Source organism: Shewanella electrodiphila, from assembly GCF_023283985.1.
Taxonomy (GTDB): Bacteria; Pseudomonadota; Gammaproteobacteria; order Enterobacterales; family Shewanellaceae; genus Shewanella; species Shewanella electrodiphila.
Genome location: NZ_JAKIKU010000006.1, coordinates 1 through 18,883 on the forward strand (window position 1 = coordinate 1; position 18,883 = coordinate 18,883).

The 18,883-nt window shown below is 40.3% G+C and carries 17 protein-coding genes and 1 tRNA gene; 5 read left to right on the forward strand and 13 right to left on the reverse strand.

All coding sequences use genetic code 11. The features are described from left to right. Positions 1 to 31 precede the first annotated feature (31 nt). From L2737_RS12010 to L2737_RS12050, 9 genes are all read right to left on the reverse strand, one after another. Positions 32 to 107, reverse strand: a tRNA-Lys gene (locus L2737_RS12010). Between the two features lie 217 nt (positions 108 to 324). After that, complete coding sequence (gene ybgF / locus L2737_RS12015) at positions 325 to 1,050, reverse strand: tol-pal system protein YbgF (protein WP_248955870.1); 726 nt, start codon at positions 1,048 to 1,050, stop codon at positions 325 to 327. A 63-nt stretch (positions 1,051 to 1,113) separates the two neighbouring features. After that, on the reverse strand, positions 1,114 to 1,665 hold the full coding sequence (gene pal, locus L2737_RS12020; protein ID WP_229368306.1) for a peptidoglycan-associated lipoprotein Pal: 552 nt from the start codon (positions 1,663 to 1,665) through the stop codon (positions 1,114 to 1,116). Positions 1,666 to 1,684: 19 nt separating this feature from the next. After that, positions 1,685 to 3,013 carry a Tol-Pal system beta propeller repeat protein TolB gene (gene tolB / locus L2737_RS12025; RefSeq protein WP_102528367.1) on the reverse strand — a complete coding sequence of 443 codons (1,329 nt, stop codon included), beginning with the start codon at positions 3,011 to 3,013 and terminating at the stop codon, positions 1,685 to 1,687. A gap of 9 nt (positions 3,014 to 3,022) precedes the next feature. Beyond that, on the reverse strand, positions 3,023 to 3,958 hold the full coding sequence (gene tolA, locus L2737_RS12030) for a cell envelope integrity protein TolA (protein WP_248955871.1): 936 nt from the start codon (positions 3,956 to 3,958) through the stop codon (positions 3,023 to 3,025). Positions 3,959 to 3,962: 4 nt separating this feature from the next. Next, the gene (gene tolR / locus L2737_RS12035) at positions 3,963 to 4,388 is read right to left on the reverse strand and encodes a protein TolR (protein ID WP_102528365.1); all 426 of its coding nucleotides are present in this window, start codon (positions 4,386 to 4,388) and stop codon (positions 3,963 to 3,965) included. Next, positions 4,388 to 5,077 (reverse strand): protein TolQ, encoded by a 690-nt coding sequence (gene tolQ / locus L2737_RS12040; RefSeq protein ID WP_102528364.1) that lies wholly within the window; start codon positions 5,075 to 5,077, stop codon positions 4,388 to 4,390. Before tolQ ends, tolR begins: the two co-directional genes overlap by 1 nt. Beyond that, positions 5,067 to 5,468: a tol-pal system-associated acyl-CoA thioesterase gene (gene ybgC / locus L2737_RS12045; RefSeq protein WP_248956026.1), complete on the reverse strand. Its 402-nt coding sequence runs from the start codon at positions 5,466 to 5,468 to the stop codon at positions 5,067 to 5,069. The genes tolQ and ybgC overlap by 11 nt, the downstream gene beginning before the upstream one ends. Positions 5,469 to 6,963: 1,495 nt before the next feature. Next, positions 6,964 to 7,833 carry a flagellar protein MotY gene (locus L2737_RS12050; protein ID WP_102528362.1) on the reverse strand — a complete coding sequence of 290 codons (870 nt, stop codon included), beginning with the start codon at positions 7,831 to 7,833 and terminating at the stop codon, positions 6,964 to 6,966. Between the two features lie 138 nt (positions 7,834 to 7,971). Between L2737_RS12050 and rnt the strand changes: the two genes are divergently transcribed. Next, a complete protein-coding gene (gene rnt, locus L2737_RS12055) occupies positions 7,972 to 8,649 on the forward strand; it encodes a ribonuclease T (RefSeq protein WP_102528361.1) in 678 nt (225 codons plus the stop codon). Positions 8,650 to 8,711: 62 nt separating this feature from the next. Here the strand turns inward: rnt and L2737_RS12060 are convergent, their stop codons facing one another. Further along, entirely contained in the window at positions 8,712 to 9,317 is a 606-nt protein-coding gene (locus L2737_RS12060; protein ID WP_102528360.1) for a peroxiredoxin, read from the reverse strand. Between the two features lie 415 nt (positions 9,318 to 9,732). On the opposite strand from L2737_RS12060, the gene L2737_RS12065 reads away from it, so the two are divergent. After that, a complete protein-coding gene (locus L2737_RS12065; protein ID WP_248955872.1) occupies positions 9,733 to 11,052 on the forward strand; it encodes a Na+/H+ antiporter family protein in 1,320 nt (439 codons plus the stop codon). A 102-nt stretch (positions 11,053 to 11,154) separates the two neighbouring features. Here L2737_RS12065 and upp read toward each other — a convergent pair whose 3' ends face one another. After that, entirely contained in the window at positions 11,155 to 11,781 is a 627-nt protein-coding gene (gene upp / locus L2737_RS12070; protein WP_102528358.1) for a uracil phosphoribosyltransferase, read from the reverse strand. A gap of 241 nt (positions 11,782 to 12,022) precedes the next feature. Between upp and purM the strand changes: the two genes are divergently transcribed. Together purM and purN are read left to right on the forward strand one after the other, a co-directional pair. Beyond that, positions 12,023 to 13,060 carry a phosphoribosylformylglycinamidine cyclo-ligase gene (gene purM, locus L2737_RS12075; protein ID WP_102528357.1) on the forward strand — a complete coding sequence of 346 codons (1,038 nt, stop codon included), beginning with the start codon at positions 12,023 to 12,025 and terminating at the stop codon, positions 13,058 to 13,060. Beyond that, positions 13,061 to 13,705 carry a phosphoribosylglycinamide formyltransferase gene (gene purN / locus L2737_RS12080; protein WP_248955873.1) on the forward strand — a complete coding sequence of 215 codons (645 nt, stop codon included), beginning with the start codon at positions 13,061 to 13,063 and terminating at the stop codon, positions 13,703 to 13,705. It begins immediately after the preceding gene. Positions 13,706 to 13,787: 82 nt separating this feature from the next. Here the strand turns inward: purN and cysB are convergent, their stop codons facing one another. Beyond that, positions 13,788 to 14,762 (reverse strand): HTH-type transcriptional regulator CysB, encoded by a 975-nt coding sequence (gene cysB / locus L2737_RS12085; RefSeq protein ID WP_102528355.1) that lies wholly within the window; start codon positions 14,760 to 14,762, stop codon positions 13,788 to 13,790. Between the two features lie 354 nt (positions 14,763 to 15,116). Here cysB and L2737_RS12090 point away from each other — a divergent pair, with 354 nt between their 5' ends. Continuing rightward, a complete protein-coding gene (locus L2737_RS12090) occupies positions 15,117 to 15,902 on the forward strand; it encodes a hypothetical protein (protein WP_248955874.1) in 786 nt (261 codons plus the stop codon). A 283-nt stretch (positions 15,903 to 16,185) separates the two neighbouring features. On the opposite strand, the gene topA is transcribed toward L2737_RS12090, so the two are convergent. Beyond that, the gene (gene topA, locus L2737_RS12095) at positions 16,186 to 18,849 is read right to left on the reverse strand and encodes a type I DNA topoisomerase (RefSeq protein ID WP_102528353.1); all 2,664 of its coding nucleotides are present in this window, start codon (positions 18,847 to 18,849) and stop codon (positions 16,186 to 16,188) included. Between the last annotated feature and the right edge of the window lie 34 nt (positions 18,850 to 18,883).

An 18,883-nucleotide genomic window follows, 5' to 3' on the forward strand; every position in this document is an offset into this window, starting at 1 on the left:
AGCCAAACTGGCAATCTCACTTTCAGAAAAGTGGTGGGTCGTGAAGGATTCGAACCTTCGACCAATTGGTTAAAAGCCAACTGCTCTACCAACTGAGCTAACGACCCATCTTTGTTAATTAGATTAAGTGAAGACTATAAATAGAGTTCAATCAATCTGTCATCAAAATAAGTTAATCTAACCTGTTTAATGACCCCAGAACGTCGCTCCGTTCTGAGGGCGCCTATAATACCTTTTTCATCTTCTCATGCAAGCGCAATTTATGGTTTTTTTGCCGTTTGCACTAAAAATAAACTAAGAGGCTGTTTTTTGGTTAAATTAGGCTTATAAAGCCGACAGTTGTTGTTGTGCTAGTCGAGCGGAGGCACTATTGGCATATTCTTTTAATACACGGTTATAGAAAGTCTTTGCTGTAGCACTATCACCTTCTTTTTCTGCGATCATGCCTAGCTTGACTAAACTATCACCACGCTTATTAGAATTAGGGTATTTTGTCACTACAGTATCAAAAGCTTGCTTAGCTTCAGCAAACGTTCCTTTATTAAATAATAACTGACCAAGCCAATAATTAGCATTCGCTGCATAAGTGGAATCTGGGTATTGTTTAATAAAATCACTGAAGGCAGGAATCGCTTCATCGTATTTTCTTTCTTTCAATACTAAATTAACCGCTTGCTCATAGCTTGCCGTTTCACCTAGCGTCGAGTTTGATGAAGAACCTGTACTTGAATCTGCAACAGTAACGGTTGTTGACGCTGCACTTGCTGATAAATTGGCAATTTCTTCGTAGAGCTGACGTTGACGTTGAAGCATTTGACTAATTTGGTAATCTTGCTGCTCATTAATGCCACGCAAATCGAGAACTTCACGTTGTAATGCATCTAAACGTTGTTGTGCTTCAAATTCAGTTTGTTGTTTCGCTTTAATAATACGCTCTAAACGAGAAATTCGATCATCATTTGACCCACTAGCAATATCTTGTACTGGTGCAGGTGCCGCGGTGGCGCCTGCAGCTACAAACATTGCAGCAACTAAAACAGCATGTTTCATCAATAAACTCCTAAACTGGCCAGCTAGGCTGGCCTTCCGTAAACGTCAGTTCTTTTAACGTTATTAATAAACTAAAACACCACGACGGTTTTTAGCAAAACCACTTTCTGAGCGAGAAAAATCTAATGGCTTTTCTTCACCATAGCTCACTACGCTCATTTGGCTTGCTTGAACGCCCATGCTTTGTAAGTACTTAGCAATGGCTTTGGCACGGCGCTCGCCTAAAGCGATGTTGTACTCAGGCGTACCACGCTCATCTGCATGACCCTCAATAAGTACTCGAACGTTTGGGTGTTCAACTAAGTAGTTACCGTGTGCTTGGATAATTGCAGCATTTTCGCTTTGCACTTCACTGCGGTCGAAGTCAAAGTAAATAATGTTTTGAGCGCGTAATTCTTCTTGCTCAACACGTTGCTGCTCTTCAGGGGTTAAAATAGGTGCAACGCCACCAGTTTCAACACCACCAGAACCATATTCACCGCCAGTTGTCGTGGTAGTAGTACCACTTGTAGAACCACTCGCGTCAGTTTCAGATTCTGAAGTTGTGCTACATGCACCTAATGCCATAACAGGTACAACAACTAACATAGCTTTAAACAACTTATTCAGATTCATGGGTAATCCTTAATTAATTTTATAGAAATGGAGACCAGGCAGGCGATTTCACTTCGCCTTGGCCCGCTGGTAGTCTTGCTTTAAATCGTCCATCCATAGATACCGCTGCTAACACTTGTTTACCGCGGTAAGTAGTACCATAGATAACCATGGTTCCATTTGGTGCAATACTCGGTGATTCATCAAGTTGAGTCGAAGTCAGCACTTGCATAAAGCGAGTTTTAAGATCCATTCTCGCAATATTGTATTTACCATTAGTACGGTTAACAAAAATCATACTACGACCATCTGGAGTAATAGTACCACCTAGGTTCCACTCTCCTTCAAATGTGACGCGTGATATTTTACCTGTGCTTAATTTTACTTGATATATTTGTGGTTTGCCGCCACGTTCAGACGTAAAAATTAACGATTGACCATCAGGCATCCAAGAAGCTTCGGTATCAATGGCATAATGATTAGTCACACGTTTTAATGCTCTCGTGGCAATATCAATAACATAGATTTCTGGCTGACCATCTTTAGATAAGGTAACAGCAAGTTTTTTACCATCTGGAGAAAAGCTAGGTGCACCATTAATGCCATTATGAGAGCTAACTTTTACTCGCTCTTGGGTATAAATATCCTGAACAAAAATTTCCGCTTTACGGTTTTCAAAACTCACATAAGCTAAACGACGGCCATCAGGTGACCAAGCAGGTGACATTAAAGGTTCAGGAGAACGTAGCAACATTTGCTCGTTATACCCGTCATAATCAGAAATCATCAAATGATATGGTGATTTTTCACCTTGTTTGACAACAACGTAAGCAACTCGACTTAAGAAAGCACCACGAATGCCTGTGAGTTTCTCATAAACGATGTCGCTGATACGGTGACCATATTGTCTAAACTGTGCTTCACTAATGACAGTTTCACGACTTTCCAGCAATAAATCGCTTGATGGCATTGGACCTTTATCAGTTTGCAGTTGAGCTTTCACTAAATCAATCAGATCGAAGCTAACTAAATATTGATTAGTACCATATGGTTTTATCGAGCCGACTAATAACGCTTCTGATTCAGTATCGCCCCAACCTGTCGCAACAAACTCTTTAACAGTACTAATATTGGCCTGTGGTAACCCACGTGCATCAAGTGGGCTAAAAGTACCACTTCTAGCTAAATCGCTATTCACGACATCACTGATCTGCTCTGGTGCTGGCCCTGTTCCCTGCCAAACAAAAGGCATAATCGCGATGGGTCTTGCGGCGTCAACCCCTTCAGTAATAACAATATCTAATGCTGCGTTAGCGGTAGTACTGGTGAAAAGTACCAATATCGTTAACCATTTTGCCAAAATCTTCATGTGACTCCTTTAATTAAATTCCGGTGATACGGTTAAATTAATTTCTTTCATTTTTTCATAGACATCTGGTTCAGAAGAAACCGGTAAACGTCCAGCGTTGTTAATTGCAGCCTTCGCCGCACGGCAAACCACAGGATCACCGCTTACAGTTTTACTCGAAGTAACAAAGCCATCTTTAGCCAAGCGAACATTGACTACGCAACTTTTTCCTCGCATTGACTCATCAACAATTAATCGTCGCTGTATCGCAGATGTAATCATAGCGGTATATTTATTGACTTCACTTACAACCTGTCTGCTACGAGCAGCTGATACCGCCACTTGCTCGGCAGCCATAGCTTCCGCCATTTCACGCTCTTGACGAGCACGTTCCGCTTCTTCAGCCTTACGCTTTCTTTCAGCTTCTTCTTTACGTTTACGCTCATCTTCACGTTTTTTAGCCGCAGCAGCAGCTTCCGCTTTACGTTTTTCAGCGGCTTTTTTCTCAGCAGCTTGACGTTCAGCTTCTTGCTTTTTACGTAAATCTGCAGCTTTTTGTGCCTTAGCTTTTTCTTCTGCTTCTTTAAGCTTGGCTGCTTTGGCTGCGTTATTCGCTTTGAGTGTTTCTTGCTCTTTTAACTTTCGCTGATTTTCAAGCTGTTTAATACGCTCTTGCTCTTTACGTACTTCATCTTTCGCTTTGCGGGCTTGTCTATCTAGCTCTGCTTGACGCTCTCGCTCCAATTGCTGAGCATCAGCGCGTTGCTTCTTCAATTTTTCCGCATGTTCGTTAATACGTTGCTGATCAACCACCACTGCTTGCACTATTGGCTCAGATTGCTGTGCTTGTGGTAAATGCTTTGGTTTATCATCAAAGCTAATGCCTAATGCTAACGCCACAATCACACCGACATGAACACCAGCAGAAATGGTAATGGGTAAGGTTAATTTAGATTTAGCAGTCACTAAATTACTCCTTAGGTGAATCAGTCATTAAGCCAACAGCTGGCACACCTGCGCCTTGCAAGCTGACCATTAACTGAATCACATTTTCATATGGAATTCGGCGATCTGCTTTAACAACCACAGGTCTTTCAGGTTCAAGCAATATCATTGCCCCAACTTGAATTGATATTTCATCCAATGAAAGTGGATCGTCATTTGAGCCACTGCCCACATTTAAGAAGTACTCACCAAATTCGTCTATCGACGCGACAATCGGTGGCTTACTTTCAGCAGGCAAAGGCTCTGCTTCACCTTGAGGTAATTCAACTTTGACACCTTGAGAAACAATAGGCGCGGTAACCATAAATATGATCAGCAGCACCAACATGACATCAATATAAGGTACAACATTGATTTCGGCGACCGGACGACGGCGCTTACGTTGATACATTACACCGCTTCCTTCTCACTGTAGGCTTGGCGTTGCAATATGTTAGAGAACTCTTCCATAAAGTTAACGTGTGCCATTTCAATCTTTTCAACTTGTGTAGAGAAACGGTTATAACCAATTACTGCAGGAATAGCAGCAAACAAGCCCATGGCTGTCGCAATCAAAGCTTCAGCAATACCTGGAGCAACCATTGTTAAAGTCGCATTTTCAACAGCGCCAAGTGCAATGAATGAGTTCATGATGCCCCATACTGTTCCAAACAAGCCAATGTATGGGCTAGTAGAACCAATGGTAGCGAGTAAAGGAAGGTGAGTTTCTAAGCGCTCAACTTCACGGGATAAACTCACTCGCATAGCGCGCGTTGTTCCGTCCATGACAGCTTCGGGTGACTTACTATTAGCCTGACTTAAACGAGAATACTCTTTAAAGCCTGCGACAAATAAGGCTTCAAGACCTGAAACCCCTTCATTTCGAGCGGACAATTCTTTATACAATTTATTTAAATCTACACCAGACCAAAACGTATCTTCAAACTTCACTGATTTAGCGCGTGCACTATTAAGTAACTTGCGGCGCTGAATAATCACAGCCCATGAGGCGATAGATAAGCATAATAAAGTTAGCATCACTAACTTAACGAGAACACTTGCCTCTAAAAAAAGACCGATAAAAGAAATTTCAGCTTGCACGATTAAACTCCTGCACAATATTTAATGGGATAGCTCTTGGTCGCATACGTGATAACGCGATACAAGCGACAATAATAGTGCCTTCACAATAACAGTCGCCTTTATCATCAAGCAAACGCTGCTTAAATACCAAAGAGGCTTTTTTCAATTCTACGACCTTTGACTCAACAAATAAGTTCTGTTCAAACCTTGCTGCAATACGAAAATCTAATTCAGCATGCTTAACAACAAAAGCAATATCTTCTGCTAACAGTTTACTTTGTACGATTCCCATGGACTTAAGCCACTCTGTACGGGCACGTTCAAAGAAATTTAAGTAGTTAGAATGATAAACTACCCCACCAGCATCGGTGTCTTCATAATAAATAGAAATAGGCCATGTAAACATAATAAGCGATTGTGAATTTTGCGTAATAAAAGATGGCTTACTATACCGAGTACCACAACGCTTGTGAACAAAATGACTGGGTAAAGCAGGCTTTATTTTATGGTTCGATGCTTAATTTGCCATTAAAAAACCCCTTTTGCAGGCATAAGCGTAAGAAATGAAGAAACTTTAATGTTAACCCTTGATATATTTACATTCTATTAACTTATATTGATGCAAGCTTGATTCAAGAATGGACAAATTATCAGCAACACATTAATTAATCTATCGCTCTATCTCAATCTCCTGCGCCATTCAGCCCACCCAAATATCCATGGGTATACTTATAAATACTAATCATGACAACAAGGCAGATCTTTAGACCATGTTTTCGATGGCGATTTATACAGGTTTTCATACATTAGAAACTGGGGGTTCCAGCAAGCTTGAGCTTTCAGGTGACGTAATCAATATTGGTATTTAGCAAAATCAGCTTCGAGTTCTCTATACTTACTATTGAAAGTAGCTTTTTTAAAGTCGCTTTCTTTAAGTAGCTTTCTATTTAAGAAGCATTCTATTTAACAAGCTTCGAATATAAGCAACTCTGCGTGTAAGTCGCTTGGAGTAGAAGTAACTTTGTATGTACCTAGCTTTGGATATATAGAATATCAGTTTGGATAAGTTAATTTATTGCTTTTATCGATAATAAACTCGTGCTTCCTCGTAAATAGCGATGCTACCAACACAGATAAAATCAGCCCTCTGAATCAAGAATTAACGGCAACTGAATATTTAGTAAGCAAATTCATTGTTAAACAGTCAAAACGAACTGACATTATTCGCTTTGATAACTTATCCAATATTGAACAGCCTAATCAATTAGTGATCTCTATCACCATTTCAACCAACGCCCCTAATTACACAGGCTTTTAAAGTAAATTAAATATCAAAAAATATTATCAATCATGCTTGGCACGCTGAGATTTAACAATTGTATATCATAGCTAAAAAGGCAGAATTCGACTAAATATGCACTCAGTACGCTTATAAAGTTTATTTTATTCCATTTTGAACACTTTAATGTGATTACGGTAAAAACCCCCTTTAAAAGTTATATTAGTTTTACTAATGATAAACTGAAATTTTTCTAGTTTGTCAGACTAGAGTAAAATCTCTAATATGCATCTTGTTTTCAGGACATAGCTAATTTAGTTATTGAAAACCAAGAACTCCAAGATGATGTACCCCAATACCTCATCTTATCCCTGGTTCTTATGCTTGACTTCCTTCCTTGAATTTGTGAATACAAATTGTTTGGCCCGCTTATTTTAAGCGGGCTTTTTTTTATCTAAAATTTAGCATTTACAAAATCTCAAATAATCACTTTTTGATAGGCATAAAAAATGGCTTAGCTGGGTTTGCTAAACCATGATCATACTTAGATATTTTATATTGTTTTTTAAGTAAAGTGACTTGGGGAACTTTCAAATAATAAATCAGCCAAATCTCATCAGCAAGATTAAATGCTTTTTGATATTTTTATCACAACACGGCGATTTCGCGCTCTTTCTTCAACAAGGTTATTTGAAGCGACATGTCGCCTTTCGCCATGGCCTGTTTTATGAATACGGCTTTCTTCAATGCCGCTGGCAACGAGTAAGTCGGCAACAGAGTCTGCACGACGCTCAGATACTCTTTGGTTTATTGAGCGTCCACCATAACTATCTGTATATGCATCAACAAAGATTAATTCAACATCAGAGTCATAGGATAAGTACTCTTGGACACGATTAAGTTGCTGTTTAGAAAAACGGGTTAAGTTAGTTCCGCCTTCCTCGTAATTTAACACGGTAAAAGCGATATCATCAAAACCATAAGGTAATAAGGTTGATAGGCATGAACGAAATTGTCTGTATTGACCACCAAAATTTGCAGCCGACAAGCCGACAGCGACTTTATCATTTTGATTATACCAATCAGCATAGTAAAACGTCGGTTGCATACCTTTACTTAGCTCAGACAGCATAGACCAAGCTGCTTGTTTAGGTACTTCACCATTAAACTGCTTTTGATACTTAAGTTTGGTAATAGCTTTCTCATTAACCCCTGGACGCCATTGAGGCGCTTTGCTGATTAATTCAGCATTTGTCACTTGATCAGGCTTGTTCCACATATCGAGGGTAAAGTTAAGGTTTAAGTCTTTACCTGCTCGACTCGTAAACACAGCCTTACCATAATCAGGAATATCATGCTCTAAGCGGCATTCAATTGGGCTGTTTTGGCTGATGCGCCACATTGAGTCGTCTAGAGACGCAACATAGTGTTGTAGATCAGCTTGTGCTGAACATACAAAGCCTAAGCTCGATAAAAGAATTGCTTTACGCCACATAAAAACACCCTGTTTGATGGTCACAATTCTATATCGGCATAGTTTTATTATTCTTTAGCAGAGAAATCACACAATCAAACATGACACTTGGCCACAGTTTTAGCATAATAGCCGACATATTAGAGAATGAGGTTTTTAATGAGCGATATCTGCGACGCAAACAAATTCAAACACCGCTTTAGAGGCTACTTTCCAGTTGTTATCGATGTCGAAACAGCAGGATTCAATGCCGCAACTGATGCGTTGCTAGAAATAGCGGTCACCACCCTTAAAATGAATGCCGATGGCTTTATCGAGTTAGATAAAACCCAGCACTTTCATATTGAGCCATTTGAAGGGGCAAACCTTGAGCCTGAAGCATTAGCATTTAATGGCATAGATCCAACTAACCCATTACGCGGTGCGGTTGATGAAAAACAAGCATTCCTAGAAATCTTCAAAAATGTCAAAAAGGCTCAAAAAGCCGCTGATTGCCACCGCTGTATCATCGTTGCGCATAACGCAGCATTCGATATTGGCTTTATAAATAAAGCGATTGAGCGAAATGATTTGAAACGTTCTCCTTTTCACCCTTTCGCCACTTTCGATACCGCAACGTTAGCAGGTCTCGCTATCGGACATACTGTACTTGCTAAGGCATGTAAAATGGCAGGTATAGATTTCGATAATAAAGAAGCTCACTCAGCTTTATACGATACCGAGCGTACCGCTGAATTATTCTGTTATATCGTCAATAAATGGAAAACATTGGGTGGTTGGCCAATGGTGAGTGAAGAAGCTGACGAAGTTGAAGTAAAAGAAGACTCAGAAAGCTAATCACAATCTAAAGACACAAAAAAAGCTGCCTAGGCAGCTTTTTTGATTTCTAACTATCGCTATTAAAGCTTGTCAGAATTGTCTTTTAAGTAAGAAGCAACACCTTCAGTTGTTGCAGTCATACCTTTATCGCCTTTTTCCCAACCTGCAGGACAAACTTCACCGTGCTCTTCGTGGAATTGTAGCGCGTCAATCATACGTAGCATTTCATCAACGTTACGACCTAGTGGTAAGTCGTTCACTACTTGGTGACGAACTTGGCCTTCTTTGTCGATTAAGAAAGATGCACGGAAAGCAACACCAGCTTCTGGATGCTCAACATCGTATGCTTTACAAATTTCGTGCTTAACGTCAGCAACTAATGTGTAGTTAACTTCACCGATACCGCCTTTATCTACAGCAGTATTTCTCCAAGCGTGATGCGAGAACTGAGAATCGATTGAAACACCGATAACTTCAACGCCACGTTTAGTGAACTCTTCAATACGATGATCAAATGCAATCAACTCTGAAGGACACACAAAAGTGAAATCTAGTGGGTAGAAGAAAACAACTGCTGACTTACCTTTAATCGCGGTAGATAGATTGAAACTATCAACGATTTCACCAGTACCAAGAACCGCTGCGGCAGTAAAATCTGGGGCCGGACGGCCTACTAATACGCTCATTTTATATCTCCATCTATGGATTGAAAAAAACTTAAAAACAATGCCTGTTAAACTGAGTAGCATTATACCCAAACAAAAGCATTATGCGAGGTTGCTCACACATTTGCTTTTGCCTGATAAAAAAATGTACCTTGCATATTTGCGGTATACCTTACCCCTAATTGCTTAAAGAAATAAGTCTTTTAAGATGAAATTTGGTTTACATGCTGAAAAAACACGCCAGAACGATATTGGCCAGAGACAAAAGATTAATTTCAACATAGTGACAGGCCTTGTTACATCAATGAAAAAACCTCCTTACATGCCTACACTTTTTGTAAACTCATTAGAGATAAACTGGACATGGCCTTTGATACAGACAAGAATAACTTCACTATGTCTATCAAATAACAAAACTTAATAAGAATAAATTAATATGAATGCGGTCGTAATTGCTGTCACCTTAATGCTTGCATTAAGTCTCATGCGTGTGAATGTTGTCATCGCGCTTACTGTAAGTGCACTTGTTGCAGGTCTCGTTGGAGGCTTAGATATCCATCAGACAATCGCAGCTTTTAATGACGGTCTTGGAGGCGGAGCGCAAATTGCGTTAAGTTACGCCTTACTTGGCGCGTTTGCAGCCGCTTTATCACATTCTGGTTTAACGACCTTGATATCGCACAACATCATTAAAAAAGTAGGTAAAGAGCCAAACAGCACAAATACTCTAGTAGTGCGCTGGCTATTACTTGCATCAATATTGTTAATGGCCATTAGTTCTCAAAATATTTTGCCGATTCATATCGCATTCATTCCAATTTTAATTCCGCCATTACTGCATGTATTAAGCAAGCTACAAATAGATAGACGTCTGGTTGCGTGTATTATCACTTTTGGCCTTGTTACAACTTATATGATTCTACCAGTTGGTTTTGGTGGCATTTTCTTAAATGACATCTTACTTGCCAATTTAAACAACAACGGTCTAGATGCGGTTAAAGAACAAATCCCAGCGGCTATGTTACTGCCTGCATTAGGTATGATAACTGGTCTACTTACTGCAGTATTTATTACCTACCGTAAGCCGCGCGTTTATAAAGCCACTGACATCACAATAGAGCAAGAAGCGGTAGGCATTAATAAAAAGACCATCATCATTTCTTTAATTGCAATTTTGGCTACCTTAGTTGTTCAGCTACAAACAGATTCAATGATTTTTGGTGCACTAACCGGTTTTATCATCTTCCGTTTCTCTGGCATCATTAAGCCAGATGTAAGACAAGATATGTTCAACCAAGGTGTATTAATGATGGCCAACATTGGCTTCATTATGATTGCAGCTGCTGGTTTTGCTGCTGTGGTTAAATCAACCGGTGAAGTCAGTACCTTAGTCACCTCGCTTGGCGACATCATTGGTGACAATAAAGCCTTAGCCGCATTACTAATGTTGGTTGTCGGCTTATTGATTACCATGGGGATTGGCTCGTCTTTCTCAACCATTCCTATTATTGCCACGATTTATGTACCTTTAGCATTAACCTTCGGTTTCTCTGTGGCGGCAACTATTGCATTAGTGGGAACAGCTGCAGCATTGGGTGATGCTGGCTCACCAGCGTCAGATTCAACCTTAGGACCAACAGCCGGCCTTAATGCTGACGGCCAGCACGATCATATTCGTGACAGTGTTATCCCGACCTTTATTCACTACAACATTCCGCTAATCGGTTTTGGTTGGATTGCAGCCATGGTGCTGTAGTCGATTAAAAATTAACAACACCCAATAAAAAAGGAGCCATATGGCTCCTTTTTAGTTATTAAATCAAACTTCTTAATAAGTAGTGTGATTTAACACTCTGAATTACTTAGTACCAAAAATCTTATCACCTGCATCACCTAAGCCCGGTAAAATATAACCTTGCTCGTTTAAGCAGTCATCAATAGATGCAGTGAATAGTTCGATATCAGGATGCGCCGCTTCTAATGCTTTAATTCCTTCAGGGGCTGCAACTAACACAAGTGCTTTAATTGATACGCAGCCACGTTTTTTCAATAAGTCGATAGTGGCAATCATTGAACCGCCAGTTGCAAGCATTGGGTCAACTACAATCGCAACACGCTCATCTACATTGCTTACTAACTTATCGAAGTAAGGCACAGGCTCTAACGTTTCTTCGTCACGGTAAATACCCACAACCGAGATTTTAGCGCTAGGCATATGCTCAAGGACGCCATCCATCATGCCAAGTCCTGCACGAAGAATAGGTACTACAGTAACTTTTTTACCTTTGATCTGTTCAATCTCAACAGGGCCATTCCAGCCATTAATAGTGACGGTTTCTGTTTCAAAGTCTGCAGTTGCTTCGTACGTTAATAAGCTGCCTACTTCTGTAGCCAACTCACGAAAACGCTTAGTGCTGATTTCCGCTTCACGCATTAACCCTACTTTATGACGAATTAACGGATGTTTTACTTCAACGACTTTCATTTTTGCACTCCTAATGATGAGATATTTTTCGCAAATTGTTCAAATTCTAGTTTATTTATTCTCTTTATAAAACATAAAGTTTTATAATTGCAACCAATCTCACGCTAAACAGCTAAAACCATTACAGAAAACTGTTTTCATAATCGGATAAACCTGAAACATGACTTTCGACGCCAATCACAAGCTGATAGAATAGCGCCGCATAAAATCCCATAAAACGATGTACCTTAGAGGATCCTCCGTGAGCACTCCTACACCACTTAGCTATAAAGACGCTGGCGTTGATATCGATGCTGGTAATGCATTAGTCAATAACATTAAATCTGCGGTAAAACGCACTCACCGTCCTGAAGTCATGGGCAACCTAGGTGGTTTTGGCGCTCTTTGCGAATTACCAACGAAGTACAAACACCCAGTATTAGTTTCAGGTACTGACGGTGTTGGAACCAAGTTACGTTTAGCCATTGATTACAAAAAGCATGACACTGTTGGTGTTGATTTAGTTGCTATGTGTGTAAATGACCTAATCGTATCTGGTGCAGAACCTTTGTTCTTCCTAGATTACTACGCAACTGGCAAGTTAGATGTAGAAACGGCGACTTCTGTTGTCAACGGTATTGCTGAAGGTTGTCACCAATCAGGCTGTGCATTAATCGGTGGTGAAACTGCTGAAATGCCAGGCATGTATGAAGGTGAAGACTATGATTTAGCAGGCTTTTGTGTTGGTGTTGCTGAAAAAGAAGCAATCATCGACGGCACAAAAGTTAAGTCTGGCGATGCATTGATCGCTTTAGGCTCTACAGGTCCTCATTCAAACGGTTACTCTTTAGTACGTAAGGTATTAGAAGTGAGCAAAGCAGATCCACAACAAGATCTCGCTGGTAAGCCACTAATCGAACACTTATTAGAACCGACTAAAATTTATGTTAAGCCTTTACTTAAGCTGCTTGAACAAACTGAAGTTCATGCAATGGCGCACATCACTGGCGGCGGGTTCTGGGAAAACATCCCACGCGTATTGCCAGATGACTGTAAAGCGGTAGTCAAAGGTGACTCTTGGCAGTGGCCTGTTGTATTCGACTGGTTAATGGAAAACGGTAACATCGAACAATTCGAAATGTACCGCACCTTTAACTGTGGTGTCGGCATGATTATCGCCCTTCCTGCCGAAAAAGTAGAATCAGCATTAGCACTGCTAACAGCTGAAGGCGAAAATGCTTGGTTAATCGGTGAAATTGCAAATCGTCAAGGTGACGAAGAGCAAGTGGAGATTAACTAGATGCCTGTATGCTGTCGCGTTCTCGTTCTTATTTCGGGTAACGGTAGTAACTTACAAGCCATTATTGATGGTTGTGATGATAACGTAGACGCTGAAGTTGTTGGCGTTATCAGTAACAAGCCTGATGCCTACGGACTCGTCCGTGCTCATCACGCTGAAATCAATACTAGTTGTGTTATCGCTCGCAAGGATGAAAGACGTCAGCAGTACGACTCTCGCTTACAGCAAGCAATTGAACAGTATCAACCTGATTTAATTGTGCTTGCTGGATTTATGCGTATTTTATCTGATGAATTTGTTAGTCAATATATTGGGCAGATGGTGAACATCCACCCTTCTTTATTGCCTAAATATGCTGGTTTACATACCCATCAAAGAGCATTAGATGCAAAAGATAAAGAACATGGCGCAAGTGTTCACTTTGTTATTCCAGAACTGGATGCTGGACCTGTAATTTTACAGGCTAAAGTACCAGTTTATGAAGACGACACTGTAGAAACATTATCTAGCCGTGTTCATGAGCAAGAGCATGCTATTTACCCTCTTGTGGTTAAATGGTTTAGTTTAAATCGACTTAAAATGTTAGAAAATCAAGCCTATCTTGACGACCAATTGATTGGTATTCATGGCTATGCGCCTGATTAAATCGATTTAGAATAAAGCCATAAACAAAAAATCTCGCAAATGCGAGATTTTTTATTATTTGATATTTGGCTTTTTAAAATGCTTACCTAACAGGTAAGTCCATCCCTGCGAACATTTCATCGATTAATTGTTGGTCACGCAGTGCCACCGCTTTTTCAACCACATCACGAGTTAAATGTGGCGCGAAGTTATACATGAAGTCATACATATAACTACGTAAGAAACTACCACGTCTAAAACCAATTTTTGTTGTACTGTGAGCAAACAGATGTCTTGCATCAATTGCCACTAAATCTTTATCTATCACAGGATCGATTGCCATCGATGCTATCACGCCAACACCCAGTCCTAATCTAACATAGGTTTTTAACACGTCGGCACTCGTGGCGCTGAATACCACTCTTGGTTCAAGTTCAGCTTTTTTGAATGATTTTTCAATTTCAGAGGCTTTATCAAAACCGAACACATAAGTGACTAATGGAAACTCAGCTAAATCTTCAATAGTTAACGTTTTACGATTGGCCAAAGGGTGATCGCGTGTAACGACTATAGAGCGATTCCAGTGATAACACGGCAGCATAATCAAATCGGAATACAAGTGCATCGCTTCAGTGGCAATCGCAAAGTCAGCATCACCACGGGCTGCTTGTTCACTAATTTGCGAAGGCGTTCCTTGGTGCATGTGTAAATTAACTTTTGGGTAGCGTTTAATGAAAGGCTTAATTACTTGTGGCAAAGCGTAACGAGCTTGGGTATCAGTTGTAGCAATATTCAACTCACCTTGATTTGGCTGAGTATATTCTTCTGAGACTTTTTTTATACTTTCAACTTTGCCTAAAATATCGTTTGAAATATCAATCACTAATTGGCCAGCGGGTGTCACATGAGTTAAGTGCTTACCGCTACGACCAAAGATTTGAATGCCAAGTTCATCTTCAAGCATTCGAACCTGTTTACTGATCCCAGGTTGCGAAGTGTAAAGGTCTTCAGCCGTAGCTGAGACATTCAAATTGTGTTTTACCACTTCTGCAATATATCTTAGTTGCTGTAATTTCATGCTACGACCTTTACTTTATGCCAAACAGAGTTTGAATTTGGTTTTTTAAGACTTCTAATAAAACTAATCAATTTACAAATTATAGAACTAAAACTGTTTATAAAAAGACTCGTTATAGCTAAATGTTATATACGATCTAAAATATTAATGCAAACAGTAATAAAGAGATTGAGAATTTTGCATGTTCTAAGGCTCTAATGGTAACCTTGCGGACTCAGTCCAAAGTTATAGTAATTCTTAACAAATTGAATAACTTTTTTACGACACTCGCTGTGTCTTGCGCTAAGATATAACGACAAATAAGATAAAAGTGGTACTCAACCACTCTGCTATTAATTATTGAACGGAAACCATATGACCTTTACCTTGGTATTGATCCTGTTAGGTGCACTTTTTATCCTGATCATTGGTATCAGTGTTATTCAGCAACAAAAAGAACGCGCTGAAGCTGAACGCAGAATGGAATTAAAGCGCCATAGAGCAATCATCAACGAAACTGAAGCTGTTTTATCTAACACTGGATTAGCATCATTTCCCAGCAGCGTTATTTTAGTGCTCTATAAGCGAATCAATGAAGCACTGGAATTGTCGTTAACTCACCTAGAAAACCAGCCGCAACAAACTGACTATCAACGCCGTTTAGCTGATATTCAAAACCAAATAACCACACTCAGTTCTAGTCCATCTCAAGCATTAGCTATTGAAAATTTTCGTTTGCCTGACAATGACAAACAAATTTTAGAACTAGTGCAAATGCTTAAAAAGCTTAAGGCGATTATTCGAGCTGAGAACAACAAAGGTAAGCTGGATCCACAAGTCTTCGGTGAAGCTGAAAATCGAATTGATAGCTACCAACTACGTATTAACGTCGAGTCGATGCTTTCGCGTTCTCGCGCCGCTAACTCACTTAAACAGTTTGGTTCTTCTAAACAAATGGTGTCAAAAGCATTGGCAACATTGCAAGCCATTAAAGCTAAAACACCTAACGACCCATTTATTAGCCGCAAAGTGGATGAGGCAAAAGAGTTATTAGAAGAAATTAATTCTCAGCAAAAACAACTGAACCCAGATATTGCTAAAGCGCCTAAAGAGGATGAAGACGATATCGATATGCTGTTTCAGCCTAAAAAGAAGTGGTAATAGCAGCATCCATTATTTATGTAAAAAAGCCTCGAAAGAGGCTTTTTTATTGCGTAAATTAAAAGCTTTTTGAGCTAAGCAAGAGCTTACATTACCTAGGCTTCTCAATTTGAATACATATTTCTAGCTTATAAAGCGCACTCCTCAATCCCTAGTGTTATGTTTACTTCTAGTACAGTTTCCTACATTGACATACTAAATCCGCTGAAATCTTAAGCACAAAAAATGGGACCCAAAGGTCCCATTTTAAAATGCTAACTAAACTAGCTTCAGTTCAGATAAATTAAGAGGCTTTTTTCTTAGCCGCTTTTTTAGCAGGTTTTTTCTTTGTCGATTCGCTTACCCACTTACCACCGATAAACTTCGAAGACCAACCTGTTGCCTTGCCATCAACTTCAGTCGCAACGTATTGCTCCTTAGTTTTTCGGCTAAACTTAACAGCGGCTTTGTTACCATTATCATCAGTAACAGGCGCGTCAGCTAAGAATTGGTACTTTGGCCATAATTGGTCACGGTAAGTAACAAGTTCTTCAACTAAAGGCGCTCTTGTCTCGCGAGATTTAGGGAACGTACTTGCAGCAAGGAAAATACCTGCAGCGCCATCACGTAACACAAAGTGCGCATCTGATTTAGTACATTTTAAATCTGGTAAGAAAATTGGGTCTTCTTTTGGTGGCGCCGCTTCTCCGCTTCTCAGCAGTTTACGGGTATTCTTACACTCAGTATTAGTGCAACCGAAATACTTACCGAAACGACCATTTTTAAGTTCCATATCATTGCCGCACTTATCGCACTCAATGATTGGTCCTTCATAGCCTTTAATTTTGAACTGACCAGCTTCAATCTCATAACCTTCACATGTCGGGTTGTTACCACAAACATGTAACTTACGAGATTCATCGATTAAATAGCTGTCCATTGCTGTGCCACATTTGCCACAACGATGTTTTGCACGTAATGCATCGGTTTCTGCATCTTCGTTATCGCTAACAGCCTCTTCACCAGGCGTTAAGTTCATGGTGGTTTTACAGCGCTCTTTTGGCGGCAATGCATAACCTGAACAGCCTAAGAATACACCTGTTGTGCCTGTACGGATCCCCATTGGGCGACCACAAGTCGGACACTTGATATCTTCAGCTAGTACCATCTCGTTAAGACGCATACCGCCTTCTTCAGGATCTAGTTCAGCATTTTTTAGTTGCTTAGTTAAATCACCGTAGAAACCATCAAGAACAGTTTTCCACTCCAACTTACCTTGCGCTACATCATCGAGTGTTTGCTCCATGCTCGCAGTAAAGTCAAAGTTCATAATATCACTGAAACTTTCGACTAAGCGGTCACTGACAATTTCACCCATTTTTTCAGCAAAGAAACGACGGTTTTCAACTTTGACATAACCACGATCTTGAATCGTCGAAATAATCGTTGCATACGTTGATGGACGACCAATACCACGCTTTTCAAGCTCTTTAACTAAAGACGCTTCACTAAATCGTGCAGGTGGCTTAGTAAAGTGTTGCTTTGGCAATAAATCTTTAAGATCTAATACATCGCCTTTATCTAGTGCTGGCAGCGTATTGTCTTCTTCGTTTTTCTTGCCCATTGGCGGCTGAACTTTCGTCCAACCATCAAATCGCAGCGTACGACCACTCGCTTTAAGCTCGTATTCGCCTGCAGTCACAGTTAAACGCGTCGCATCATATTTAGCTGGCATCATTTGACAGGCGACGAATTGACGCCAAATCAACTCATAAAGACGCTGAGCGTCTCTTTCCATATCAGTTAGAGATGCTGACTGAACGATGACGTTCGACGGTCTGATAGCCTCATGCGCCTCTTGAGCGCCTTCTTTACTTCCATAACGAAGTGGCTGTTCAGGTAAATACTTCTTACCGAACTCAGAACCAATCATATCTCGCACGCCTTCAACGGCTTCTTTACTCAAGTTTGTTGAATCGGTACGCATATAAGTAATATGACCCGCTTCATACAAACGTTGCGCCATCATCATAGTCTTCTTAACACCAAAACCAAGACGCGTACTCGCAGCTTGTTGCAAAGTAGAAGTAATGTATGGAGCTGAAGGTTTACTTGAAGTGGCTTTATCATCACGACCTGTGACAACAAACTTCGCATCTTTCAATGCATCAAGTGCAACTTGTGCTTGCGCTTCATTAATCGGGCTGAAAGCGGCCGACTGAAACTTAGCCACTTGCATTTTTAACTTGTGCTGCTCAGGTGTGGCTAAATCGGCATGAACATCCCAAAATTCTTCAGGAACAAAAGCTTTAATTTCGCCTTCACGTTCTACCACTAGTCGCACAGCAACTGATTGCACACGACCTGCTGATAAACCACGCGCTACTTTTTTCCAAAGTAACGGAGATACCATGAAGCCCACAACACGGTCGAGGAATCGACGAGCTTGTTGAGCATTCACCATATTAGTATCTAGTACTGATGGTTCACTAAATGCATCTTGAATAGCTGACTTGGTAATTTCATTAAAGACAACACGTTGATAACGAGATTCGTCACCACCAATGATTTCTTGTAGATGCCAAGCAATTGCCTCTCCCTCTCTATCCAAATCGGTTGCGAGATAGATATGGTCAGCATTTTCTGCAAGTGCTTTTAATTCTTTAACGACTTTTTCTTTGCCAGGTAATATTTGATATTTGGCTGCCCAGCCTTTTTCAGGATTAATCCCCATACGGGCTACTAATGCGCGTTTATCGCGTTGTAGCTTGTACTTGGCTTTTTCTTCAGGGGCCATTTTCCTAACTTCAGCAGGGGTTTTAGTCGCAACCTTGCTGTCAGGCGATGATGATGTAGGCAAATCACGGATATGCCCTACACTCGATTTAACGATGAATTCTTTACCAAGGTATTTATTAATAGTCTTGGCTTTGGCCGGCGATTCGACAATAACTAGCGATTTACCCATAGTTTAATTTGCGCCAAAAAGTCTCTGATAGATT

Bases quoted from the DNA above. Each gene is read 5' to 3' on its own strand.
- upp (WP_102528358.1), bottom strand. From the start codon at position 11,781: ATGAAAGTCGTTGAAGTAAAACATCCGTTAATTCGTCATAAAGTAGGG.
- L2737_RS12060 (WP_102528360.1), bottom strand. From the start codon at position 9,317: ATGAGCGTATTAGTAGGCCGTCCGGCCCCAGATTTTACTGCCGCAGCG.
- topA (WP_102528353.1), bottom strand. From the start codon at position 18,849: ATGGGTAAATCGCTAGTTATTGTCGAATCGCCGGCCAAAGCCAAGACT.
- tolR (WP_102528365.1), bottom strand. From the start codon at position 4,388: ATGTATCAACGTAAGCGCCGTCGTCCGGTCGCCGAAATCAATGTTGTA.
- L2737_RS12050 (WP_102528362.1), bottom strand. From the start codon at position 7,833: ATGTGGCGTAAAGCAATTCTTTTATCGAGCTTAGGCTTTGTATGTTCA.
- tolB (WP_102528367.1), bottom strand. From the start codon at position 3,013: ATGAAGATTTTGGCAAAATGGTTAACGATATTGGTACTTTTCACCAGT.
- purN (WP_248955873.1), top strand. From the start codon at position 13,061: ATGCCTGTATGCTGTCGCGTTCTCGTTCTTATTTCGGGTAACGGTAGT.
- L2737_RS12065 (WP_248955872.1), top strand. From the start codon at position 9,733: ATGAATGCGGTCGTAATTGCTGTCACCTTAATGCTTGCATTAAGTCTC.
- cysB (WP_102528355.1), bottom strand. From the start codon at position 14,762: ATGAAATTACAGCAACTAAGATATATTGCAGAAGTGGTAAAACACAAT.
- rnt (WP_102528361.1), top strand. From the start codon at position 7,972: ATGAGCGATATCTGCGACGCAAACAAATTCAAACACCGCTTTAGAGGC.
- pal (WP_229368306.1), bottom strand. From the start codon at position 1,665: ATGAATCTGAATAAGTTGTTTAAAGCTATGTTAGTTGTTGTACCTGTT.
- ybgF (WP_248955870.1), bottom strand. From the start codon at position 1,050: ATGAAACATGCTGTTTTAGTTGCTGCAATGTTTGTAGCTGCAGGCGCC.
- L2737_RS12090 (WP_248955874.1), top strand. From the start codon at position 15,117: ATGACCTTTACCTTGGTATTGATCCTGTTAGGTGCACTTTTTATCCTG.